The sequence below is a fragment of the Neolewinella aquimaris genome (assembly GCF_014197245.1).
In the GTDB taxonomy this organism is placed as follows: domain Bacteria; phylum Bacteroidota; class Bacteroidia; order Chitinophagales; family Saprospiraceae; genus Neolewinella; species Neolewinella aquimaris.
In genome coordinates this window covers 27,493-50,840 of record NZ_JACIFF010000004.1, presented here as the reverse complement: position 1 = coordinate 50,840, position 23,348 = coordinate 27,493, and the positions used below count along the sequence as shown (strand labels likewise).

The following is a 23,348-nucleotide window of genomic DNA, read 5'->3' as shown; positions in this document are numbered from 1 at the left end:
AGTACCGCGGCGAGACGCCACGAACCGGGAGCCGCGGCGGGGCGCCACGAACCGTGTTGGTTGCCGGGGTCATGCGGGTTTGTACCAGCCCTAACGCCGACCACTCTCCATCACGCCGGGCACGACCTCACCGACCTCACCACCACCCGGCCCGGGGTAATCGTAGCCCAGCAGTCGGGCGAGGGTGCGGGCTATTTGATCCTGATGGAGTTGTTGGTTGGTGGTTACCTCGCCGTGGTTTGGCGTGTCGGGGCCGATCACGGCCAGCCAGATGGCGTCCGATCCGGGGGCGCCGTCGCCGTGTCCTTTCCACTTTTCCATGGGACTGTCGCCGCGGCCATGGTCGGTGGTGATAACCAGGGTCGTTTTTCCCGCGTACTGGGGATCGGTTTGGAGGAAGGTCCAGAGGTCGCGCCACATGGCGTCGGTTGCGTGGGCGGCGTCGAGGTAGCGATTGTAGCTGCCGTCGTGGGCGAAATCGTCCGTCTCGCCGTAGCTGATGAAGGCGACCCGGGGATGATCCTTGCGGAGGGTTTCCAGGAGGAAGTTGTGGGTGAACATGTCGGGGCGTACGCTGCCCCAGAGCCGGGGAGCTTGTTCTTGCAGCTTGTTCAGAAAGCGTTCGCGTTCCGTGAGGTCGTTGCCTTCGGCCAGGTCGAAACCGCTGTTAACGGGGATGCCGCTCCGCCGTTCGTTTACGATGTAGTCGAAGACGTCCCAACTGCCGAAGGCAGCCACCCGGCCGGTGAGCGCTTCCTGCTGGTTGAGCCACTCCAGTACCGTGACGTTGGGGTTCCACTCCTTGTCGTTGCTGTTGATGGCCGGGTCGGCGCGTCCCGTGAGGATTTCGTTGTAGCCCGGGTAGGAGAACCAGTAGGGGTTGCGACAATCGACCTTGTTGTCCTTCCACCGGTTCCCGAACACCATGCCCTGCGGGGCGAGCGTGTCCCAGAAAAAAGGCATCAGGCGCCGGCGGCGTGCTTCCGCCGTTTCAACGAGGTAACTTTCCGTCATGCGATCGCGGTCGTGCGTCAGGGCCTCGTTGGCGATCATGGAGTCTACCGCCCCACCGAAGAGCTCCTGCCAGCGCAGACCGTCCATGGTGATCAGGATGACGTTCTCCGTGACGGTCGTCTGGGCCATCAGGGTGAAGGGTAACAGCAACAGGCAAACAAGGCGAAGTCTCATAGTGCAGTGGGTTGTGAGGGTGCTCCAGCAAATTAATAAGCCCCCGCTTTAACATAGTGCTAGTGGTAGTCGATGTCCAGGTCGTTCGTCCGCACCTCCTGCAGCTTTTCCCGCAGGCGCTGCTGCATCTCCGCGAGGGTGTCGGCGTAGGCGGGGTCATAGGCCAGGTTGGTGAACTGTTGGGGATCGCGGTCCATATCAAAGAGTTCCATCTCGGCATCCTCTCCTTCACCGTACTGGATGTAGGCCCAGTTGGCGGTCCTGACGAGCAGCGCATTTCCGCCTAACGAAACCGAAAAGGCCATATCCCTCACCGCGTGACCGGGATCGTCGAGGGTCCCGACCAGGCTTTTGCCCTGCAGGTGGTCGGAGTGGGGGACACCCGCCAGTTCGGCCACCGTAGGGTACAGATCGAGGAGTTCGACGAAGGAGTTGCAGACGGCGGGGTCCTTACCCGGCACCCGGATGATGAGCGGTACCCGCACCGATTCCTCGTGCAGGGAGACCTTCATCCAGAAGTCGTGCTCCCCGAGGTGAAATCCGTGGTCGGAAGTAAAGATCACGATGGTGCTGTCGGCCAGGCCCTCCTCCTCAAGCGTCCGCAGCACCTTGCCCACCTGGGCGTCCATGAAGGTGACCGAGGCGTAGTAGGCGGCCACGGCCTTTTGCTGCTGTTCCAGACTCATCTGTCCGTTCTGACTGGTCACGTAGTTGATGCCGGGTTCGGGGATGTCGTCCCAGTCGCCGGGCACCTTCTCGGGCAGGTCAATCTGCGCGTAGGGGTAGGGATCGAAGTAGGCGGATGGCGCAACGAAGGGAACATGGGGACGCACCATACCCACCGCGAGGAAGAAGGGCTCGTCCCGCTTCGTCCGCAGCAGCTCACTGGCCCGTTCGGCGGTCTTTCCGTCGGCGTGGACCAGGTCGTCTCCCTCGGCCCGGACGATGGTCATCACGTTGCCGCCCTTCCGCTCGATCGTGCCGTCCGGATTGCCCTGCACCAGTTCGGCCGCTCCCGGCGTTTGCCACTCCGCGGCCTGGCTGTTGTAGGTTTCGTCCCAGGACGCCGGATCGTCGGCCCCGTCGCTTCCCTCCTCGATGTGGATCGGGACGCCCATGTGAAAGATCTTACTCACCCGGGCGGTATGGTAACCCGCTTCCCGAAAGGCCTGCGGCCAGGTATGGCGTTCTTCACCGATTTGCTCCCGCCCACTGACGTAGCCGTAGGTTTCCGTCGCCGTCGGATAGTAGCCCCCGAGCAGGGAGGCCCGCGAAGGTCCGCACACCGGATACTGGCAGTAGGCGCGGGTATACTTTACGCCCTCGGCGGCCAGTCGGTCGATATTGGGGGTCTGACAGACCTCGCTCCCGTAGCTGGAGACTGCCGTAGCGGTCAGGTCGTCGGCGATGATGAAGAGTACGTTGTATGCTTTTTGGGCGCTGGCACTAGCCGAAAGAAGTAGGGCGGCTAGCAGGATCACTGACCTGAGGCGGCGGAATGGGTTCGGCGGATTTACGTATCGCGGCATACGAGTAAAGTACGGAGTGTTTGGGAGCTTGGGGGTTTGGGGGTGGTTATCGGCAGCTTGTAGGGGTATACATGCCGAGGGTGAGCCCTTCTAGGTTGAACCTGTTGAGATGGGGGCTTGTTGGTTCCCGGCATCTTGCCGGGGCTCATCACGGGTCAGGAGTGAACTCACCCACACTGACCGCGGCTAGAAGCTACGAACCGTAGTGGTTCCCGGCATCCTGCCGGGGCTCATTACGGGTTAAGATTAAACTCACCCATAATGACCGCGGCGGGACGCCACGAACCGTAGTGGTTCCCGGCATCTTGCCGGGGTCACTAAGGGTGATGATATACACCAATTTATAGAGTCAGTGAATATGCTTCTGCCGGTTTATTGATGCTTACCGCGGCGGGACGCCACGAACCAGTACCGCGGCTAGAAGCCACGAGCCGTGGTGGTTCCCGGCATCTTGCCGGGGTCACTAAGGGTGATGATATACACCAATTTAGAGTCAGTGAATATGCTTCTGCCGGTTTATTGTCCGATTTATTGATGCTTACCGCGGCGGGACGCCACGAACCAGTACCGCGGCTAAAAGCCAGGAACCGTAGTGGTTCCCGGCATCTTGCCGGGGTCAATGAAGAGGATAATAGACATGCTCCCCGTAAGACCTTTACAATCTCTACTCCACTATCCCTATACCTTTCCGAACAGGTCGGCCACCCGTTGATTTGTTCAGCTTAGATTCCTTCCCCCGGTAGGCAGTAGTGCATATTCCCCTTTCGAAGTAATAGAAGAGGCCCGTTACCCATCCTACGGGAATGGTGGCCTGCTGCTAGCTCGGCAATACGGCCGTAGCTTCCTCGCGAATCTTTTAGTAGAAGCGCCAGAGGTGTCGGGCTCAGTCGCCGATCCCAGGGATGACAGTGCCTATTACGGTAACAAGGGCGGCGGCGCGCGGGTGCAATGATTGGGTGGAATAGCCAAGGTAACTGGCAGCAGACTTACTGGCGCGGCTGGTCAGCTACTACGGCCGGCAGGCCAGAATGGGGCTCAGGAACCTCAGTTGCAGCCGTGCGCTTACACAACCCACAGCTCTTGTTCTTTTGGCTGCAATGCTTGCAGTACTTGCAATTCTTGCACGCCTTACAGTTCGCCGCCCCGGTGCAGGTCGCGGCCTCTTCCGCGTCGGCCGGAGTAATTTCGCTGCACATCGGAGCGGCAACAGGTGGTTGGACGTGCTGGGCCACTATCTCGGAGGAATCAAAGCAGAGGAAGAATAGGAGCAGGCAAAGGAGGTGATTGAAGTTCATGTTGGATGGTGCGTGGTGTTGGAGAATGAGGGGGGAAACCGAGCGTCAAGATATTGCTCCAGTTCGGCTAGGCTCACGTTATTTTTTCCACATTCCCGAATTAAGTATTTCTCTAAGCTTTTTAAGTCGGCTAAGACGGCCTTGTGCTTCCGCGTAATCTGATAATACCCGCCGTTGGCCATCAGCTCTCGCACAGATGGAGGCAATTCCTTTATGCTTTGTGAAATCGCCCTCCTGTATGGCGCGGTAAGCTCCATCCATTTCTTGTTTAATTCGAACTGATTCCGCTTCCGCAAAGCCTCGTTCTGCTTGGATAGCTCGTTCAGTTTCTTCGATTTTAGTTTCGAAACTTGCGACAGCTCGCTGAGCTTTCGGAAGAGGTTCGCCATCCTCTCCCTGCCAGGTCCGAAGGTTTCGCAGTTCGAGTCGTACCGACTCCACCTTTCCCCTAAGCTCTTCAACTCGTTCTGTATCTGCTGATTGATAATCTGCTTGTTCAGCGTCAAGCTCTTCTCTCTTTTTTCTATATCTATTTTCCAATCGTCTATAGCGGCGTTCACAGTCTTCGATCGCTCTCGATACAGTTGTTGTTTCTGCTGCAATTCGATCTGTTTTTGCTGCATGTGTTCTTTGAAGTCGATCTCGCACTGCGCTTCTATGGTCTTTAAGGCGCTGTCCAAGTCCCGCTCTTCGCTCTTCAACATTTGATAGTTCTCCTGTAGCTGCTTGTTTAACTGCGCGATATCGTTCTCCTGCCACGCACTTTCTAAGTCCGCGTATAAGGTCTCTAAGCTGGAAACTTCGGCAGGTGTAAGTCTCGCCTGCTTGAAAAACGGCTCTTTGGAATTCTGCAACCGGTGGTATTCCATGATCAGTTCCCTGGGGAAAGTGTACTCCGTTGGCATAGGCTTCAGCTTGTTGATGGTTGTAGAGCCACTCGGTTTCTTCGGTGACGGTAAATACTTTTTCGATGGATTCCGGGCTATCCTTAGGTATCCTGACCTCGACGGTATCTAAACCGAGTCGTCGGATCTTGGCGATCTTCTGGGCGTCAACCTTATGCGTAGCCATCAGCTCAATCAGGAGAATGGGCTCACCTTGCTCATTGAAGAAGGTGACGTCTGGCTGGATGATGAAGTCTACCCCCTCTGTGTTGAAGTTTACCCCACGGCCCCATTTAACCTCCCCGTCCTTGTCCTCGTAAAACTGAATTTCGTTGCGTACCGTGGTAGAGGTAACGGTCCTAGCCGGACATAGCTCAGCCGCTTTTTTCCCGTCATCCGAAAAGACGTAGACGGCAGGAACCCGTATTTTTTTCGTTCGTTGCAAAATTTCTTTTGCCAATTTATGACGGTACGTTTCGTCCGAGTAGGTACACGCTCCCTTATCGTCCCAATTTCGCGGAGCATGCGCGAAATGATGATCACGGATCGCACCCTTGCGGGCAATCATCTCCCAACTACAACCCATGCAGTGGTAGCCTTTTTTACCGCTATCTACTTCCGAAATGTGTCGGGGATTGCGGCTACTATCGTAGGCGTACACATTATTATCAATAGGTCGGTGTGGGCTGCCGGTGGCAGGATGTTGCTTCATGCTTTAGTTAAAGGATATTGTCAAATCAACCGTAGCGGAGGTGCCCTATTGTCTGCCTGCATCACCTTAACGCTACCGTACGATACGCGCGTAATGTTTCGCAGATCGTCTAGTCTCAATACCGTTCAAGTTCGGCATCCGAAGATATATTGTATGTTTAGCAATACGTTTATGATCAACCACTCTCCTTTGCCCCAAATCACAGACCGAACTTCAGCCCCTAACTTCTTCCGGCTCAACTACAATCACGGCCGCACCCATAGCGGCATGATCGCATATCTCGCCGAACTGTGGCAGGCCGATAACGAGGCCCCATTGCAGAGCTTAATCAAAGGTTTAGGACTGGCGGAAATTCCCTCTGGAACGTACCTGACCCCTAAACTGGAATACGAAAACATCGATCTCGCCCTGCTGGATGAGCAGGATAAGCCTCTCTTCCTGCTGGAAATGAAGGTGGACGATGCGGAAGGCTGGAAAAAGCTTGGTAAGCAGGACCTGGAGAAGTGGAAATGTATGGAGTCCGATGTCAGAGCTAAATATTTCTCCGGCTACGGCGACGAAATCAGCCACATGCGGCAAACCGAACTCTACACCCTGCGCCACAAAATGGCTCACGGTGAGAACCCACGCTGTGCCTTCATCACCCTGGGTACGGGGGAATACGAAAAGGACTTTGACAGCTGTGGTAAAGTATGGAAGCACTGCGGACTTGAGCGCTTCGTAGAAGCCACCCAATCCATAGAATTGCCGGCCGACGAACTGTTCAAACAATGGCGTTGGAGTCTGGAAAAGGAACTTAGTCTACGGAAGAATTGCTTTCCAGGGGAGCAGGCGGAGGCGGACACGGAGGAAGATGAAGTTGAAGCCGATAGCGGAGACCGTAGGGGCTTGTTACCACTCATGCGGCTTGGAAGAATTAGGCGGGGACTACTCGACCGCCATGAAGTAAACAAGCTAGGCTATCGGGCGAGCGTTTACAAGTATGGCGCCAACGCCGATACTATCATGAACTTCATCCAGCCGACCGATCAGACACCCGGGGGCGGCCGCTACTGTGAGATAAACAGCAACGGATTGCTCAATTTTAAACTCATGTTTTTCTGGAAGGAAACCAGCGCTGAAGTGAAGGAAAAACAGCTACGGCTATTCCAGCAAGAACTCACAGAAACATTTGGCGATGCCATCAAACTGAAAGCAAGCGGGAAGTACAGGAAATCCAAAACTGCAGGAAGCCTGAACGTTAATCTTCAGGCAAACGACCTTCTACCATCGAATGGAGAGAACATCCATTCCATCACTCAAAATATTGCTACCGCACTACAAAGTGCGCAACATCTCTTTAAGCAAACACCAACAGAAGCATGACTAAAAACAGACTCTCATCCCAGGCTATCTCCGATTTGGTTCTCGGGGAGCGAAAGGGGGAAGCCGACTACGACGAACTACAGGTCCAGTTTGCCCGGGACATCAAAAAGCTGGAGCACCAGCACGCCTACGCGATCGAGGATCTCGTCGGTTTCCGTAAGGGCAAAAGCGCCGCCCGCAAGCTGCTCATCGACGATGGTCATGAGGACTGGTTCCCAAATGAGGCCGACGACTTCCGGGGTATCTACGTTTGGTACCACGATGGGAAGCCGTTTTATGCCGGCATTTCGCGTGGCGTACTGGGTCGACTCAAACAGCACGTAAACGGCAAGAGTCATTTTTCCGCCTCCATGGCCTATAAGATTGCCCGGACGCTCTACAACGAGTACGACGGCGGACGGGAAGACTTCGACCCGGACTGCGAAAAGATTGGCCATGTACAGAATTGGTTGCTCCAGCAAGAAATTGCCATGTTGCCGATTTCCGATCCCGATCAACTGGCCCTGTTTGAAATCTACTGTTCCATAAAAATGGGTACGGTACTCAACACGTTTGAGACGCATTGACCTAAATTGTCCGTTCTTTCAGCAAAAAATATCGCACCTGCGCGCCGCCGCCCGAATAGTTCCGGGCAAAAGTGTCTACTTTGGATCAGTTGTGCGGGTACGGCAAGTGAGTTTATCGACGACTTGGTGATGGAGCCGCTAGGAACTGGGTAAACTCCATACGACCGGCCCGAATGTCACTTCCCTAGTACTGCAGTAAACTCCCCGATTACCCGCATTTCTGAAGCAGACTCCTCAGTCAGCTCAAGGGGTTGAAAAGATGAGCCATGTGAACGGGGGTGTAGTGAAATACTCCGGTGCCCCCAGTTCTCATCGTTATGGACCTTTTTACTTCGGTATTCCTTAACCGTATAGGCAGAGCCAGCCTCCGCGTCCGTAAAAGCATTTAGCTCAACCAAGAATATTTTCCCGCTTCGGGATCCACCTTTGTAACGGCGAAACAAACAAATGCTTCCATTCGGGATAACTTGATTCATTGATTCTCCCACTACGCGGCAGGCAAAACAGTCGGTGTCCAGTGTATACCGAGAGGGGACAGTGATCCAGTCTTCCTCTTCAACCGCTTCAACCGGACCGAAGCCTCCCGCGGCGGCCTTCATGCTGTATAGGGGGACGCTGTTTTCGAAGGGGACGACCCGATGAGCAGGAAGTGGAATAATGGGTTTCTCAATGGGGGTTTCGGAGATAGCTAACGGGATGTAGCGGGACATGTACTCCCGCAAAGCAGGGTCGCAGACGTATACGTAGGCACCGAGAATTCCTCTCTGCATTATAGTCCGGTAAATGTTGAGTACATAATTCTTCAGTAACTCTTCGTCCTCCACCCCGCTCTTTCCTTTTGGATCTTTGTATCGGTCCTTCCAAAATACTATTTCCTCGGTGTTAGAGTTATATCCAATTTCATATCCGAAGATGACACTTACATAATTTAGATCGTACCCTTGAGTGGTGTGGATGCATCCTGCTTCATCAATTGCTCCGGGAGAGTTAATCCAATCCTCATTTGTGCTATTCCATTTTAGACTAACTCCATCTTCATAAATATCGTAGGGCGCGTAGTAATCCTTGGTTTGGTCTTTGGACACCCATCGCCAGCTGAACCCCGCTACCAAGCGGCTAAGACCATAGTTAGATTCGTTCTCGCTTGTTGCCTCAATCATGGCCTTGAGAGAAGTGAATAGTTTTAGATCGTAATTAGAGTTTTCAAAAGCAGTTAGATTTCTTTTCGAGCCATTCCTCAACAAATTATCTACGAAGTTGATGTACCCATTACCTCCCCTACATCGCATTTGCGATTTCAACGTCTGTACGACTGTGGTTTTTTGAGATTTAAGCCTGTCAAAATCTTCCGTGTCTACGTCTGACGGCCTGATTGACTGCCCAACATCGTAGAAGAAAACTGCTTTTTGGGATTGTTTTAAAACCCAGTCAAGTTCCGTATGCTTATACTTGCCGAGGCCCAACCTTTTATTTACAGCATCATACGCTCCAAAACTTGTTAGGCCTTTCCGCTTTCTCAGGCGGTGAGCCTCGTCAACAATCAAAATATCGTATGGGCGCTTAGCAGTTTCTGAAGGTCCAATAACCATACTCGCGGTAAGTCCCCCTATGCCCTTAAAAATTTTTTTAAGCGTTTTACGAAAAGAGGTCATGGGCACTACCAGCCCCATGTGTAAGTTTTTATATCTACTTTTTATAGTGGTTACCAACTTGACTACCTCCTGTTCAAATTCGCCAAATTCCTGATAGTCCAAATTACTGATTGGAGCCTTTAGCAGCTTAAAAATAAATATGGCCAGTATTGATTTACCGGTACCAGCCCCTCCACGAACTATTATGTTGTCACCTGTATCATTCGCCAAGACTTTCAAAATATTAAGTAAACCTAAGCTTTGCTCTTTAGACAGTGCTTTGTAAGGTGAGTATTTAAAAACATCGGAGTTGTCAATAACTTTAAGGGAATGTTTAGCAAGACCTTCTGCTAGCAATTTATCCCAAATGAATGTGAAAGTCTGCCAGTATTCCGCCTTTTGGTAATAAGTGTGGTTTGCAATGCCTAGATTGCCATTCATTAGTTTAAACACGCCGTCAGCTGACATATATTGAATTAGGCTTGACTCAATATCTAACGCCGCTGATTTGTTGAAATAGTCACTCCAAATCAAGTGGACGGTAGTCAAGGATTGCTTTCTGGCGTGTTTTTGATGAACGTCCATACGAGATAATACATCCGTAGTTTCTCCTACGTATGCTTGCTTCTCCCTCCCATCGCTCAGAATATAAACTAATGGCCATTGGTCTCTTGCGTACCTTTTCACCGCAAGTTCCTTGAGATATGAAGAATTGAAGTCTCCTACCTCAACTTGAAATTCAAATGGTAAACTCATAGCTCGTCGTACTTCTTCGCAGACCCCTTCGCTTTATCCACCGGATATTTTATCCTGTTCTGTTGTACTTTTCTCTCAACGATATCGACAACATCTAGGTCATATTTATCGGCTAGCAATAGCGCATAGGCAAATACATCAGCCAGTTCCTCTGCAACTCGGTCTCTATCTGCTTCATTGGCGTCCTTCCAAAGGAACAATTCCAGCAACTCAGCAGCTTCAATGTTAAGTGCGACGGCTAAATCCTTGGTATTATGGAATTGCTCCCAATCCCTGTCATCACGAAATTGGACCAAGAGTTGAATCAATTTTTCCGTTTCACTCATACTTCAACCATGTCCGACAAACATAGGCATAGTTATTCTTTAGCAGCTTGCCTTGTCAGGAAATCCCCTGTCGAAATACTTTGGCCATCGGCTGCCTTCTAGTTTGCACCTACCTAATAATGACATGAAGTAAACCATCTGGATTTCAGGATGTGGGGGAAACGCGTAATGGCGACGCCCATGGTGACTGAATAGAAAAGGCTTCACATTTGTGCGACAGCGCGGTCGGAGACCGCCTTATGCTTCCACCCCGATAGCTATCGGGGAGGCCGCATCTTACCGCTCCTACCCCCCACACCCCCCAAACCCCATCCCCCGAAAAGCCATACTCCCCACAACCGCCCGCACCCAATCCTCCTCCGCCGCCACCCGATCCACCTTCTTCCCCCGGCCCGTAGCGGTGATGGTCTCCTTGTCCAAAATTTGCCCGGTACGAACATCAACCAGTTCGATCGTCACCAGACCGGTCACCGTAGTAAAGACCTCGCCTCCCCGAAAATTGGGTTGTGCGGTGAGCTCGCCGGGGAGGACGCGGCAGAGGCAGTGGACGCGGTCGGCCAGTTGGAGTTCCGGTAAGAAGGACCAGTCACCCGCGGCAATATGACGCCGGAATCGCGTCATGAATTCTGCGTAAAATACGTCACTGCCAACGGTGAGTCCCTCGGATTCGAGCTGTTCGGTCAGCCCACCGACCAGCGCTGCGCTGGCGTCGTTGGGGGCGAAGAGCACAATGTCGTAAACCTGAGTGCCCGGAAGGTAGGAAGAGCTCATTGGCGATAGGGTAGGGCGGTCGGCAGTCTCCCTCCTGGCCGATAAGATCACCTCCGGAGAGCGCGTCGGTTCCGCCATGCGCGGTCGTCGTGCCCGGGTGACAGTCGGGCGATCGGGCTGTAACGACGGCTCGGTGGCGCGCACCACGCTGGCGGTATCCAGGGACGAACGCGTAACGGACGTACGCGGATCGATAGGCGATGGCTCGGCGGGCACCGGTATCTCGGGCTCGGGCTCCGATGGAGTCGGCTGCTCGGTGTCCGACTCGGCGGGCGACCCCCCGGCTAGGAGGGGATTGTCCTGGTCAAGCAGGGCATAAATCTCGACGGCGTAATCCCGCAATACGCCCTCCCGCTTCCGCTCCTTCTCCGCGGCGGTGAGCACCTGGCTGCGACAGTACAGTTGATCGAAGGCGCAGGCCACCGCCCGGTAAAGGTTGGCGTGCTGAGTAGTGGTGGTGTTTCCGGCAAGTATGGAATTGTAGGTTCGGGTCACCTGTCCCTCGGATACCCCCAGCGTGTGGCCGGAGGACAGCTCCGTACTGACCTGATCGCTCACCTTTAACTCGACCTCCGCCTCCACTTTCGAATCCAGGCTCTTCCTGAACGCCGCGGCATTGAGGTGTTCCTCCGCGTCGAAGGCCTTGTAAATGATGCACTCGGAACACCCATCGGCCGGCGGATCGGGCGTAGGCGTAAATACAACGTACAGCCCGGCCGCGACCATCGACAGCACGGCAAAGGCAATGAAAATTAACCAGAGAGTTCGCTGCTGCACGGTGGTGGCTTTACGCGTTTATGAGATTCGGGGAGGTGGTGTTCCCATAAGTTACGGGAATTGGGCGTTATCACGTACACTCGCTGACATTTGGGTGGCATTTAATAATCTCGGTACCCACCCTACGTTTAATTACTGTACCCCACCACTCCACCCGCATGCCCACACCCCCCCGCCCGTCTCCGGGTATCTACGCCGAGGATCTCTACAACCCGCGGCGGTACATCAGCCGCGAATATTTTCCCGCCTTTGCCCTCTTGTTATTGATTACTCCCGCACTCATATTCTTCGGGGTGCCTACGCTGCTCGCTATCCTGGCGAACCTCAGACGACATGGCGATGGATTACTGTTCGGGCACCCGCCGATCACGTTTGCCTCCTACTTGTATCCGTGGTTTTATTTGGCGTATGTATACTTGGTGATTACCGTATGCGTCAATCGGGTGCGGGCGGCGGGTCGGTCGCTGTGGGTGTTGCTTGTTCCGGGGTATAATGCGTACGTGTTGTTTACGGGGGCGGATCGGATAGGGGAGAACGGGGAGTAGCAGGGGATTGGTGGACGTAGAGTTCAGCGCGGCCGGAGGCCGCATTGTACTTGGCTGGCTCCGGACGGCCCTACAACGTATACGGCAAGGCGCACTTCGATTCGGGCGGCGAAGCGCAGGAGCTGACACGCTATCAAAGGAGCAATGCAGACGCGGAAGCCATCGCTACCAAACCCGGTGCCCGTCCCCCGCGTTCTCTCCCTTTACCCCAATCGAATACCAATCCCCCTATGGCCAGTCCCAATACCCCGGAAGTAGCGTCTCCCCTCGTCCACCCCGAAATCGAGAAGGTGGAGTTGAAATACCTCACGATCCGGGAATACAAGCAGCTGCGGGCCATTATGGAGAAGGCCTACGCCATGCTGCCCGACGCGGCCTGGTCGCGGGGCGAGATTCAGCAATTGATCGAACGGTTTCCGGAGGGGCAGGTCGCTATCCACATCAACGGACAACTCGCCGGCTGTGCCCTGTCGATCATCGTGGACTATTCCAAGTTCACGGACAGCCATACCTACGAGGAAATTACCGGCAAGTACACCTTTGATACCCACGACCCGGAGGGAAATATCCTCTACGGAGTAGACGTCTTCGTAGCGCCCCAGTTTCGCGGCCTTCGTCTCGGCCGGCGCATGTACGACTACCGCAAGGAGCTCTGTGAGGAGTGGAACCTGGAAGGCATCATGTTCGGCGGCCGCCTGCCGAAGTACTACGAGTACGCCGACAAGCTGACGCCCAAGCAGTACATCGACCGGGTGAAGTCGAAAGACATCCACGACCCCGTCCTGAATTTCCAGTTTGCCAACGACTTCGTGGTCAAGAAGATCATGAAGAACTACCTCGAGGGCGACCTTGAAAGCAAGGAATACGCCGCGCTGCTGATGTGGAACAACGTACTCTACACCGCCCCGACCCGCAAGGTGGGCACCGACAAGAGCGTCGTGCGCCTCGGACTCGTCCAGTGGCAGATGCGGCCCTACCGGAGCGTCGAGGAATTGCTCGAGCACGCGGAGTACTTCGTAGATGCTGTAGCGGCCTACCGCTCGGATTTCGCCCTGTTCCCGGAGTTCTTCAATGCGCCGCTGATGGCGGATTACAACGACCTCCCCGAACCGGAAGCCATCCGCAAACTGGCGGAGTTCACAGAGCCCCTCGTGAAGAAGTTCTCGGAGTTCAGCATCTCCTACAACATCAACATCATCACCGGCTCCATGCCCTCGGTGGAGGACGGCAAGCTCTACAACGTCGGCTACCTCTGCAAGCGCGACGGCTCAGTGGAGAAGTTCTACAAGCTGCACGTGACCCCCGATGAGGCCAAGGTCTGGGGCATGGTCGGCGGCACCCAGTTGCGCGCCTTCGATACCGACTGCGGCAAGATCGGCATCCTGATCTGCTACGACGTCGAGTTCCCCGAACTGCCCCGCCTACTGGCCGAGCAGGACGTAGATATCCTCTTCGTTCCCTTCCTCACCGACACCCAGAATGGCTACAGCCGGGTCCGCCACTGCGCCCAGGCCCGCGCCATCGAGAACGAGTGCTACGTAGCCATCGCCGGTTCGGTCGGCAACCTGCCGAAGGTGCACAACATGGACATCCAGTATGCCCAGTCGATGGTCTTTACGCCCTGCGACTTCGCCTTCCCCAGCAACGGCGTCAAAGCGGAAGCCACTCCCAATACGGAGATGATCCTGGTGGCCGACGTCGACCTCGATCTGCTCAAGGAACTCCACGAGCACGGCAGCGTGCACAATCTGCGGGACCGGCGAACGGATGTATATTCACTGACACTGAAATAGTCGTCCGCCGAATGCTTCGGCTATCGCGCTGAGCGATGGCTGAAGTTCGTCGGCCGACTAGACTATGCTCTAGATTGAGCGGCCTTTGGTCCGAGACTCTTTTTTTCACCACGGATGGCCACGGATTTGACACGGATTGTTGTCGTCCGCCGAATGCTTCGGCTATCGGCACAAGCGATAGCTGAAGTTCGTCGGCCGACTAGCGCAGTAGAAGCCTCTCCCTCACACCAGCACATCCTTCACCACCTCCCCGTGCACATCCGTAAGCCGGTACCGCCGGCCCTGGTGCTTGAAGGTGAGGCGCTCGTGGTCGACGCCGGTGAGGTGGAGGAGGGTGGCCTGGAAGTCATGGACGTGGACGGGGTTTTCTACGATGTTGTAGCCCAGTTCGTCGGTCTGGCCGTAGCTGATGCCGGGTTTGACGCCGGCACCGGCCATCCAGATGGTGAAGCAGCGGGGGTGGTGGTCGCGGCCGTAGTTGGTGGCGGTGAGGCTGCCCTGACTGAAGTTGGTGCGGCCGAATTCACCGCCCCAGATCACGAGGGTGTCCTCCAGGAGGCCGCGGCGTTTGAGGTCGGTCACGAGGGCGGCGGAGGCTTGGTCGGTGTCGCGGGCCTGACTGGCGAGCTCGCGGGGCAGGTCGCTGTGCTGGTCCCAACCGAGGTGATAGAGCTGGATGAATTTCACGTCCCGTTCGGCCATGCGGCGGGCCAGGAGGCAGTTGGCGGCGTAGGTGCCGGGCTTGCGGGCGTCCTCGCCGTACAGCTCGAATACTTCGTCGGGCTCGTCGGAGAGGTCCATCACCTCGGGGACGGAGGTTTGCATCCGGTAGGCCATTTCGTACTGGCTGATGCGGCTGTCGATCTCGGGGTCACCGAAGTCCTCGAGGCGTAGCTCGTTCAGTTTGGCGAGTCCGTCGAGGAAGCGGCGGCGGGTGTTGCGGTCTACGCCCTGGGGGTCGCGAAGGTAGAGGACGGGATCCTTGCCGCTACGGAACTGCACGCCCTGGTGCAGGGAGGGCAGGAAGCCGTTGCCCCACAGCCGCGAGTAAATGGGTTGGGGCCGCTGGGCGCCCCGGCTCAGCAGTACCGTGAAGGCGGGCATGTTCTCGTTGTCGCTGCCCAGTCCGTAACTCATCCACGAGCCGATGCTCGGTCGTCCCGCCTGCTGACTGCCGGTCTGAAAGAAGGTGATGGCCGGGTCGTGGTTGATGGCCTCCGTATGCATCGTTTTGATGAAGCAGAGGTCATCGGCGATGGCTGCCGTATGGGGCATCAGTTCGCTCACCCAGGCCCGACTTTCGCCGTGCTGCTGGAAGTCGAAGAGCGAGCCGGCCATCGGTTTGCTGCCCTGGCCGGAGGTCATACCGGTGAGCCGCTGGTCGCCGCGGACGCTTTCGGGCAGCTCCTCGCCCTGCCGTTCGCGCAGCAGTGGTTTGTGGTCGAAGAGCTCGTACTGACTCGGCCCGCCCGACTGAAAGAGATAAATCACCCGCTTTGCAATGCGCGGCAGGTGGAGGCGGGAGGTCGGATCCGCAGACTGAAGGAGGGCGGTTTTTTCCTTGCTACAGCCCAGCAGGGTACCCATAGCCAGTGACCCCAAACCCAGGCTGGCCCGGCCGAAAAAGTGGCGGCGGTTCATCCGTAATCTGGCCTCATCGGTAGGATCTAGTAGCATGGTTCGATGATTTGGGCGCGGCTCACTTTCGCTGGGCTTCGTCGAGGTTAAAGATGGCACTTACGACCAGGCTCGCGGCGACCAGCTCGTCGGCGTCGTTCGAATCGGAAGAAAAATAAGATATGTTCTCCTCCAGCATTTCGTTCAGGATGGCCTGCTCCTCCGCCCGGGGCGGGCGCGAGACAATGCGTTGAAAGGCGCGCTCAATTAGTGCGTTATCGTCGGCTTCTTCGGTCAGGAGCTTCTGCGCCAGGTGCTGCGAGGCTTCCTGGTACAGCTTCGAATTCAGGATCACTAGGGCCTGCAGCGGTGTGCTCGTTTCCTGTCGTTTCACCGTACAGACGGTCCGCTCGGCGGCGTCCATCGTGAGCATATCCGGGGGCGGGATGGTGCGTTTGAAGTAGGTGTAGAGGCTGCGACGAAACAGGTCGGATCCCCGGCTCGGACGGTAGACGGGCTCCCCAATCTCGGAGGCCATTTCGTTCCAGAGCCCCTTGGGTTGGTACGGCTTTACCCACTTTCCGCCGATCTCGTCGTTGAGTAGTCCGCTGGCGGCAAGCGCCTGGTCACGCAGCATTTCGGCGGTGAGTTTGCCGGCCGGTCCGCGCGCCAGCCACTTGTTTTCGGTGTCCCGTTCGCGGTCGCCGGGACGTAGGTGTCCGCTCTGCCGGTAGGTGCTGGAGAGCACCATCGTTCGCAGCATCGCTTTTGTATCCCACCCCCCGTCGCGGTATTCGAGGGCCAAATAGTCCAGCAGTTCCGGGTGAGTGGGCAGCTCCCCCTGGTTGCCGAAGTCGTCGGCGGTTTTGACGAGTCCGCGGCCGAAAATTTGCTGCCACAATCGGTTCACGGCAACCCGTGCGGTGAGGGGGTGCTCTTCGGAGAACAGCCACTGCGCCAGTCCGAGGCGGTTCTTCGGCGCGTCGTCCGGTAGGGGAGGCAGGGCACTCGGTGCTTTGCGCTCGACCCGCTCTCCAAGCTTGTCGTATTCCCCCCGCAGTCGCAGGTAGGTCGGGGCCACCGTGTCGCGTTCTTCCATCACCATGACGGAGGGCAGGCTTTGATCCACCGCCCGTAGGCTATCCAGCAGCTCCACATTGCGGCGGTACACGTCCGAATAGTGCAGCAGCTTATGTTTATGCGCGGACGCGGGTGCAAACCGATCCAGGGAAAGCGGGCCTTCCGGGTAGTCTTCGGGAGTGGTCGTCCGGGCCAGTAGTGCTATTTCCACCGGACTAAGCTCACGGTCGTACAGCCGCAGTTCGTCGATCGCGCCGCCGGCAAAGCCGCCCAGCGCTCCCTTTATTTTTCCGCGTTGGTTCCAGTTGCCCAGAGAAAAGTGGTTGCCGTTCAGGATGGTGTTGCCCCGCAGGTTATCGACCAAGGTTCGTTGCTCCTGCGCTCGTCCGCCCAGGTATAGCTGAATGCCGTCCGCCCGCCCGGAGCCGTCGTAAGTGACCGACACCTGCTGCCAGGAACCGGCGGGGACGGAAGCTACACTCTGCACCTCCACGGCTTCGAGGCCCTCAGGATACTGGTCCGGTTGCCACCAGTAACCCGCCAGGCGGAAGGCCAGTTTGTTGTTTCCGGTGAGTACCAGGTCGTAGCCATTATGCCGCAGTTCGTCCATGCGCTTGCCGAAGATCGCGCGCGAATCACCCCGCCCGTTGTGCTTGATCCAGACGGTCGCGGAGAAGGGCTGGTGGTGCTCGAAATCGCCGACCAGGCCGAGGGAGACGTAGTTTTCTCCGTCAAACGCCAGGGCATCGCCGCTCTTCCCCTCAGTTACCTTGACGTCCGCAAAAGTTGGTGGCAGGTTGTAGTTCATCCAGCCGATCCCATCTTCCGGCACCGTAGCAAGGGTGCGTTTTCCCCGGTTGTCATCGAGGCGGTAGTGGGCGATCAGCCCCCGGTCCAGGAGTTCCGCCGCTGACTCCTCCGGTGCATGTACGGTCGGCACACCGCGGGACTGCTCCAGTTCCCGCTGGGTGCTTTCCAACCGTGCGATGTACTGCTTTACCCCGTCCATCCGCTCCACTAGTGCGGGATCCTCGATCGGCATATTCGGTACGGGGGCTTCGTCGTAGTAGCCGTTGGCCGCACCCCGCTCGTTGATGTTGTTGAAGAAGGCGGTGAGCTGGTAGTAGTCGGTGTGGAGGATCGGATCGTACTTATGGGTATGGCACTTGGCGCACTCCACAGTAAGGCCGAGGAAAGCGGTGCCGAAGACGTGGGTACGGTCGCTGGCGTATTCGGCCAGGTACTCTTCCGGGATGATCCCGCCCTCCTGGGTGATGGGGTGGTTGCGGTTGAAGCCGGTAGCTAGCCGTTGGGCGTAGGTCGCGTCGGGCAGCAGGTCGCCGGCCAGTTGCCAGGTGACGAAGTCGCGGTAATTCAGGTTTTGGTTGTAGGCACTTACGACCCAGTCGCGCCAGGGCCACATGGTGCGCGGACGGTCGTCCTGGTACCCGTGACTGTCGGCGTAGCGGCTCAGATCCAACCAGATGGAGGCCATCCGCTCGCCGTAGTGGGGGGAAGCGAGCAGCCGGTCGACCACTTTATCGTAGGCGTCCGGGGAATTGTCCGCCAGAAAGGCTTCGATCTCCTCCGGGGTCGGCGGCAGGCCGGTGAGGTCAAAGGTCACCCGACGCAGGAGGGTGGATTTATCCGCTTCAGGACTGGGCTCCATCCCCTTTCTCTTCAGGGTCGCGAGTACAAATTTATCGATCGGACTCCGGGCCCAATTATTTGCATCGTCCACCTCCGGCACGGCAACCGGCTGCGGTGCCGTAAACGCCCAGTGGGGCTGGTAGGTCGCCCCCTGCTCGATCCACCGCCGAATCACTTCGCGCTCGTAAGCGTCCGTAGTCAGGTGGCTCTCTGGTGGGGGCATGACCATATCTGCCCGCTCGCTGGTGATGCGCCGGTACACTTCACTTGCCGCGGGATCTCCGGGTACGATGGCAAAACGTCCGGGACTATCGGACAGCTCCGCGAAAGCACCCTCCGCGGTATGCAGGGCGAGTCCGGCCTTCTGCTTTGTCGGATCCGGACCGTGGCAGGTAAAGCAGCGATCGGACAAAATAGGCTTGACGTCATAAGTAAAATCCGGCTGATCCGGAACCGCGGCGATCCAGTCCTCCTCGGTACCCCTACCGCAGCCGGTCATCCAAAGCAGCGACACCGCTACGGCTAACCAGGGCAAAAGGGAGTTCGATTTCCGGGGGTTTCGGTGCATGGTGCGGATTCGACTTGAGCTACCAAGTATACGAAGTTCCGCAGACTACTAAGCATTTACTCAATGCAGTAGGCAACTGTGCTCTATGACTCGAATCGGAAGCCGCTGGATTCGAACCCGCGACGTAATCTGCGACTTTTACGTGATCCGCGGTCAATGTACCGGACCAGCCACCGCACGACCTGTCTCCCAAACAGCCCTAATCGGCCGACGAACTTCAGCTACCGCTTTATGGCGCCAGCCGAAGCATTCGGCGGAGGACAAAAATCCGTGAAAATCAGTGGCCATCCGTGGTGAAGTGTCTCGGATCAAAGGCCGCTCTACCTTATGCTTTGCCTGAATCTGCGAAAATCCGCGAAAAAAATCTGCCTAAATCTGCGTTTAAAAAAAGTCTCGGACCAAAGGCCGCTCGTCCTACCCCATCACACCAACCGCGTCCCCGCCGACCGCGTCAGCTCCCGAAACATCTCCTGCACCTGCTCCAGTACCGACCCCCCGTACTTATTCACGATTTCCCGCCCGTCGATGGCCCGTACTCTCGTCAGCTCGCCCATGGTGCCGGTGGTGAAGACCTCGTCGGCCACGTAAAATTCGCTGGGGGAGAGGCGGGCTTCCTCGCAGGGAATGCCGTGGGCGTTGCACAGCCGAATCACCGTAGCGCGGGTGATGCCCGGCAGACAGTAATCCGCCCAGGGGGTCCGTACTTTTCCGCGACGGATGAGGAAAACGTTGACGCCATTGGCTTCCGACACGAAACCGTCCTTATCGAGCATCAATCCGGCATCCGCCCCCGCCTGGTTGGCTTCGATCTTGGCCATAATGTTGTTGATCAGGTTGTTGTGGTGGATCTTGGAGTCGACGCTCATCGGACTGTTGCGCCGTACGGAGCTGGTCGCCAGGGTGATCGATTCGGGATATACCGGGGGCTTGTGCTCGGCCAGTACGATCAGCGTGCAGCCCGCCTGGTTGAGACGGGGATCCATGCCGGAGGTGATCTTACGGCCGCGGGTAAGGGTGAGCCGGATGTGAACGTCGTCGTGCATGTCGTTGGCTTCGAGCGTCTGACGAATAGCTTCCACGACGGTTTCCCGGGGCGGTACACCCTGAAACCACAGCGCGTGGGCGGAGTCAAAGAGTCGGTCTAGGTGAGCATTCAGCGAGAACACCCGGCCGTCGTACACCCGCAGTCCTTCCCAGACGGCATCACCGCCCTGTACGCTGCTGTCGAAGACACTGATTTTCGCCTCGTCGCGGTGCAGCAGTTCGCCGTCGATGTAAACCTGGATGTCCTTGTTGGCGGGGTTAAATCCTTGTAGCATAGCTAATTTCCTAAAGTGCGTGGGCAAGCAGTTCTGTGTAAATGGGTCGACACTGCTCCGCAATATCGTTCAGCGCCGGGGAAAGTCGGATGGGTTTGGGCCGGTATGCCCGGAAGCCCGTACTCCCGTGAACGCCGGCGTACCAGTGCTCGGCCCAGCTGCCGTCGTAGGGTTTGGGGCCCGGGGGCCAACTGAGCATGGCCGGGTCGTAGGGAAGTGCGAGACGGTGACAAAGTTTTTCGAGAACGCCCGCCGGATTTTCCAGCAAACGGCGGCTGTCAACCACGGTGGCGGGGCCGCGGGTGCCGTGCAAATGGGCAAAAAGCCGGGCCTGCTGGGGTAAGCCGATGTCCTCCGCGGTAACCCGTTCGATGACCTGGGAAAAGGAGGCCAGGATCTCACGGGGATCACGGATCAGCAGGACATTGGTCATCTCGTCCAGAAAATCCAGGGGAAGGTCGACCAGGTGGTGGGTCATCTGCTTGAATACGACCGTCGGCTTTCCGTAGTCCTCGTGTAGCATCTGTCGCACCACTTCCCGGCCGTCTCCCGATTGATTGGCCAGCACGGTTTCTCGGCCCGGATGACTGGCTTCGGTAGGCTGGTGGAGCAGGTAGTGGGCGTAGAGGGGCTCATCGACGACGTGGGTGTCCGACCGCTGGGCAAAGGCGTACATAATTGCCGTACTAATATTACGCGGTGATGACCACAGGTTGATGCGCTGGCGGGTTATGGGAAGCATGGGAAAGAAAAAGAAGGAGAAAAAAGGGAAAAAGAAGAAATGCTGCGAAAAATACCTGAAGAAGGGAAAGTACTGTAAGCGGTGTCCGTTGGCGCCGAAAAGGTAGGTAACGGACTTTAAACGGTTCCGCGCCCAGTGTGCGACGCGCCAAAAGTGCCGGATTTTTTCCGTGCGGGTAAATCCAAAGTGCTCCAATTTGGTGTAAGTGCGGTAGATTTATGATCAGCCTATAGAATTTTTAGATTGGATTAGTGTTTTTTTAAAGTGTCTCTCAGATCCCAAATGCCCCCGGCCCGTTAGGCCGGGGGTTGGCTTTTTTAGGCCGGGTCTTCGGGAAGCATCCTCCCCCTCGCAACCAAATCCGCTCCCCCCTCATTGTTGCAGGCATGTACGCCTCCCTCCGCGCCGCCGCCGCCGACCTCGAACGCACGGGTCAGTTGATCCGCATCACCGAAACCGTCGACCCCGACCTGGAAATGGCCGAGATCCACCGCCAGGTATTCGCTGCCGGCGGCCCGGCCGTCCTCTACGAGCGCGTGAAGGGCAGTCCCTTTCAGGCCCTCTCCAACCTCTACGGCACCCGGGAGCGCACCGATTTCCTCTTCCGCGATACCCTGCCGCGGGTCAAAAAGGTCGTAGAGCTCAAGGCCGACCCCGCCAACTTCGCAAAGAACCCGCTGCGCTACGTTGGAAGCCCATTTACTGCGCTCTCCGCCTTCCCGCGCCGGCACCTGCGCCCCGCCGTCCAGTACGCTAAAACGACGATCGACCAGCTGCCGCTCATCAAATCGTGGCCCATGGACGGCGGTGCTTTCGTGACCCTGCCCCAGGTGTGTACGCTGCCACCCGGCAGCAAAAAAGTGATGCAGAGCAACATCGGCATGTACCGCATCCAGCTCACCGGCAACGACTACCGGCCGAACGAAGAAATTGGTCTCCACTACCAGTTGCACCGCGGCATCGGCGTGCACCACACCGAGTACCTGAAGTCGGACGAGCCCTTCCGCTGCTCGATTTTCGTGGGCGGACCGCCGAGCCACGCCTTCTGCGCCATCATGCCGCTGCCCGAGGGACTGAGCGAAATGACCTTCGCCGGAATGCTGGCCGGCCGCCGCTTCGGATATGCCTGGGACGGCGATCACCTGCTCTCCGCCGACGCCGACTTCGTGATCACCGGCACCATTCGCAAGGGAGAGAAAAAACCGGAAGGGCCCTTCGGCGATCACCTGGGCTACTATTCCCTACAGCACGACTTTCCGGTCATGGACGTAGAGGCCGTCTGGCACCGCAGGGACCCGCTGTGGCACTTCACGGTCGTGGGGCGCCCGCCGGCGGAGGATTCCAACTTTGGCTACCTCATCCACAAGATCGTCAAGGAGCTCACTCCGGGTGAATTTCCCGGCATCCGCCAGATCAATGCGGTCGACGAAGCGGGCGTTCACCCCCTCCTCCTGGCCATCGGATCGGAACGCTACATGCCCTTCCGCGAGCGGGTGCCGGAAGAAATTATCACCCAGGCCAACCGCATTCTGGGCTCGGGACAGACGAGCCTCGCCAAGTACTGCCTCATCGTCGCCGAAGAGGACAACCCCGATCTCGACGCCAACGACCAACCGGCCTTCTTTCAGCACCTACTCGAACGCTTCGACCCCACCCGCGACCTCCACTTCCAGACCCGCACCACCATCGATACCCTGGACTACTCCGGCTCCGGCTGGAACGCGGGCTCCAAACTCATCTGGGCCTGTCGCGGCGAAAAACGACGGGAGCTGGCCACCGAAATCCCCGATCAGCTGCAGCTACCCGCAGGCTTCGGCAACCCCCGCATGGTCGCCCCGGGCATCCTGGCCATCGAAGCGCCCCCCTTCAATGACAAGAATAGCTACGAAGATGTCAAACGGCTGGAATCCACCCCTTCATTCCTTCACTCCTCCACCCCTTCACTCCTTCACTCCCTCACCCACCCCCTCCTCATCCTCTGCGACGACAGCGACTTCCTCGCCGCCGACTTCTCCAATTTCGTCTGGGCCACCTTCACCCGCAGCAACCCGAGTCACGACGTACACGGCATCGACGCCTTCACCGAGCACAAGCACTGGGGCTGCCGGGGTCCGGTCGTGATCGACGCTCGCGTGAAGCCCTGGCACGCACCCGGACTGGTGAGGGACACGGAAGTGCAGGAGCGTGCAGCGGAAATCGTCAGCCGCTACCTCTGAGGTCGAGGCGTTGCACGC

Annotated in this window: 15 protein-coding genes; 5 read left to right on the top strand and 10 right to left on the bottom strand. The window is 57.2% G+C overall.

Annotated elements, in window-relative coordinates:
• Positions 1 to 90: 90 nt before the first annotated feature.
• The 3 genes from GGR28_RS08920 to GGR28_RS08910 all read right to left on the bottom strand — a co-directional run bounded on the left by GGR28_RS08920 (position 91) and on the right by GGR28_RS08910 (position 5,608).
• Entirely contained in the window at positions 91 to 1,188 is a 1,098-nt protein-coding gene (locus GGR28_RS08920; RefSeq protein WP_183495440.1) for an alkaline phosphatase family protein, read from the bottom strand.
• A 59-nt stretch (positions 1,189 to 1,247) separates the two neighbouring features.
• Positions 1,248 to 2,717, bottom strand: coding sequence for a sulfatase (locus GGR28_RS08915; protein WP_183495439.1), 1,470 nt, complete (start codon positions 2,715 to 2,717; stop codon positions 1,248 to 1,250).
• A 1,373-nt stretch (positions 2,718 to 4,090) separates the two neighbouring features.
• Positions 4,091 to 5,608 carry a coiled-coil domain-containing protein gene (locus GGR28_RS08910; RefSeq protein WP_183495438.1) on the bottom strand — a complete coding sequence of 506 codons (1,518 nt, stop codon included), beginning with the start codon at positions 5,606 to 5,608 and terminating at the stop codon, positions 4,091 to 4,093.
• 171 nt (positions 5,609 to 5,779) lie between these two features.
• On the opposite strand from GGR28_RS08910, the gene GGR28_RS08905 reads away from it, so the two are divergent.
• Together GGR28_RS08905 and GGR28_RS08900 are read left to right on the top strand one after the other, a co-directional pair.
• On the top strand, positions 5,780 to 6,973 hold the full coding sequence (locus tag GGR28_RS08905) for a hypothetical protein (protein WP_183495437.1): 1,194 nt from the start codon (positions 5,780 to 5,782) through the stop codon (positions 6,971 to 6,973).
• Positions 6,970 to 7,539 (top strand): GIY-YIG nuclease family protein, encoded by a 570-nt coding sequence (locus tag GGR28_RS08900; RefSeq protein WP_183495436.1) that lies wholly within the window; start codon positions 6,970 to 6,972, stop codon positions 7,537 to 7,539. The genes GGR28_RS08905 and GGR28_RS08900 overlap by 4 nt, the downstream gene beginning before the upstream one ends.
• 176 nt (positions 7,540 to 7,715) lie before the next feature.
• Here the strand turns inward: GGR28_RS08900 and GGR28_RS08895 are convergent, their stop codons facing one another.
• The 3 genes from GGR28_RS08895 to GGR28_RS08885 form a co-directional block, all read right to left on the bottom strand.
• Positions 7,716 to 9,926 carry a DNA/RNA helicase domain-containing protein gene (locus GGR28_RS08895; protein WP_183495435.1) on the bottom strand — a complete coding sequence of 737 codons (2,211 nt, stop codon included), beginning with the start codon at positions 9,924 to 9,926 and terminating at the stop codon, positions 7,716 to 7,718.
• Positions 9,923 to 10,252, bottom strand: coding sequence for a nucleotide pyrophosphohydrolase (locus tag GGR28_RS08890; protein ID WP_183495434.1), 330 nt, complete (start codon positions 10,250 to 10,252; stop codon positions 9,923 to 9,925). Before GGR28_RS08890 ends, GGR28_RS08895 begins: the two co-directional genes overlap by 4 nt.
• Before the next feature lie 285 nt (positions 10,253 to 10,537).
• Positions 10,538 to 11,800, bottom strand: a complete 1,263-nt coding sequence (locus tag GGR28_RS08885; protein WP_183495433.1) for a hypothetical protein — start codon at positions 11,798 to 11,800, stop codon at positions 10,538 to 10,540.
• 158 nt (positions 11,801 to 11,958) lie between these two features.
• On the opposite strand from GGR28_RS08885, the gene GGR28_RS08880 reads away from it, so the two are divergent.
• Positions 11,959 to 12,345 (top strand): hypothetical protein, encoded by a 387-nt coding sequence (locus tag GGR28_RS08880; protein ID WP_183495432.1) that lies wholly within the window; start codon positions 11,959 to 11,961, stop codon positions 12,343 to 12,345.
• Positions 12,346 to 12,575: 230 nt separating this feature from the next.
• Positions 12,576 to 14,138, top strand: coding sequence for a carbon-nitrogen hydrolase family protein (locus tag GGR28_RS08875; RefSeq protein WP_183495431.1), 1,563 nt, complete (start codon positions 12,576 to 12,578; stop codon positions 14,136 to 14,138).
• A 222-nt stretch (positions 14,139 to 14,360) separates the two neighbouring features.
• On the opposite strand, the gene GGR28_RS08870 is transcribed toward GGR28_RS08875, so the two are convergent.
• The 4 genes from GGR28_RS08870 to GGR28_RS08855 all read right to left on the bottom strand — a co-directional run bounded on the left by GGR28_RS08870 (position 14,361) and on the right by GGR28_RS08855 (position 21,114).
• A complete protein-coding gene (locus GGR28_RS08870) occupies positions 14,361 to 15,815 on the bottom strand; it encodes a DUF1501 domain-containing protein (RefSeq protein ID WP_183495430.1) in 1,455 nt (484 codons plus the stop codon).
• A gap of 22 nt (positions 15,816 to 15,837) precedes the next feature.
• The gene (locus GGR28_RS08865) at positions 15,838 to 19,020 is read right to left on the bottom strand and encodes a DUF1553 domain-containing protein (protein WP_221233849.1); all 3,183 of its coding nucleotides are present in this window, start codon (positions 19,018 to 19,020) and stop codon (positions 15,838 to 15,840) included.
• A 455-nt stretch (positions 19,021 to 19,475) separates the two neighbouring features.
• The gene (locus tag GGR28_RS08860; protein WP_183495428.1) at positions 19,476 to 20,372 is read right to left on the bottom strand and encodes an aminotransferase class IV; all 897 of its coding nucleotides are present in this window, start codon (positions 20,370 to 20,372) and stop codon (positions 19,476 to 19,478) included.
• A gap of 10 nt (positions 20,373 to 20,382) precedes the next feature.
• Positions 20,383 to 21,114: a sulfotransferase-like domain-containing protein gene (locus GGR28_RS08855; protein ID WP_221233848.1), complete on the bottom strand. Its 732-nt coding sequence runs from the start codon at positions 21,112 to 21,114 to the stop codon at positions 20,383 to 20,385.
• A 386-nt stretch (positions 21,115 to 21,500) separates the two neighbouring features.
• Between GGR28_RS08855 and GGR28_RS08850 the strand changes: the two genes are divergently transcribed.
• Positions 21,501 to 23,330 carry a UbiD family decarboxylase gene (locus GGR28_RS08850; RefSeq protein WP_183495427.1) on the top strand — a complete coding sequence of 610 codons (1,830 nt, stop codon included), beginning with the start codon at positions 21,501 to 21,503 and terminating at the stop codon, positions 23,328 to 23,330.
• The last annotated feature ends 18 nt before the right edge of the window (positions 23,331 to 23,348 follow it).

Coding starts and splice junctions, on each gene's coding strand:
- GGR28_RS08920 (WP_183495440.1), bottom strand. CDS start 1,188: ATGAGACTTCGCCTTGTTTGCCTGTTGCTGTTACCCTTCACCCTGATG.
- GGR28_RS08915 (WP_183495439.1), bottom strand. CDS start 2,717: ATGCCGCGATACGTAAATCCGCCGAACCCATTCCGCCGCCTCAGGTCA.
- GGR28_RS08910 (WP_183495438.1), bottom strand. CDS start 5,608: ATGAAGCAACATCCTGCCACCGGCAGCCCACACCGACCTATTGATAAT.
- GGR28_RS08905 (WP_183495437.1), top strand. CDS start 5,780: ATGATCAACCACTCTCCTTTGCCCCAAATCACAGACCGAACTTCAGCC.
- GGR28_RS08900 (WP_183495436.1), top strand. CDS start 6,970: ATGACTAAAAACAGACTCTCATCCCAGGCTATCTCCGATTTGGTTCTC.
- GGR28_RS08895 (WP_183495435.1), bottom strand. CDS start 9,926: ATGAGTTTACCATTTGAATTTCAAGTTGAGGTAGGAGACTTCAATTCT.
- GGR28_RS08890 (WP_183495434.1), bottom strand. CDS start 10,252: ATGAGTGAAACGGAAAAATTGATTCAACTCTTGGTCCAATTTCGTGAT.
- GGR28_RS08880 (WP_183495432.1), top strand. CDS start 11,959: ATGCCCACACCCCCCCGCCCGTCTCCGGGTATCTACGCCGAGGATCTC.
- GGR28_RS08875 (WP_183495431.1), top strand. CDS start 12,576: ATGGCCAGTCCCAATACCCCGGAAGTAGCGTCTCCCCTCGTCCACCCC.
- GGR28_RS08870 (WP_183495430.1), bottom strand. CDS start 15,815: ATGCTACTAGATCCTACCGATGAGGCCAGATTACGGATGAACCGCCGC.
- GGR28_RS08860 (WP_183495428.1), bottom strand. CDS start 20,372: ATGCTACAAGGATTTAACCCCGCCAACAAGGACATCCAGGTTTACATC.
- GGR28_RS08855 (WP_221233848.1), bottom strand. CDS start 21,114: ATGCTTCCCATAACCCGCCAGCGCATCAACCTGTGGTCATCACCGCGT.
- GGR28_RS08850 (WP_183495427.1), top strand. CDS start 21,501: ATGTACGCCTCCCTCCGCGCCGCCGCCGCCGACCTCGAACGCACGGGT.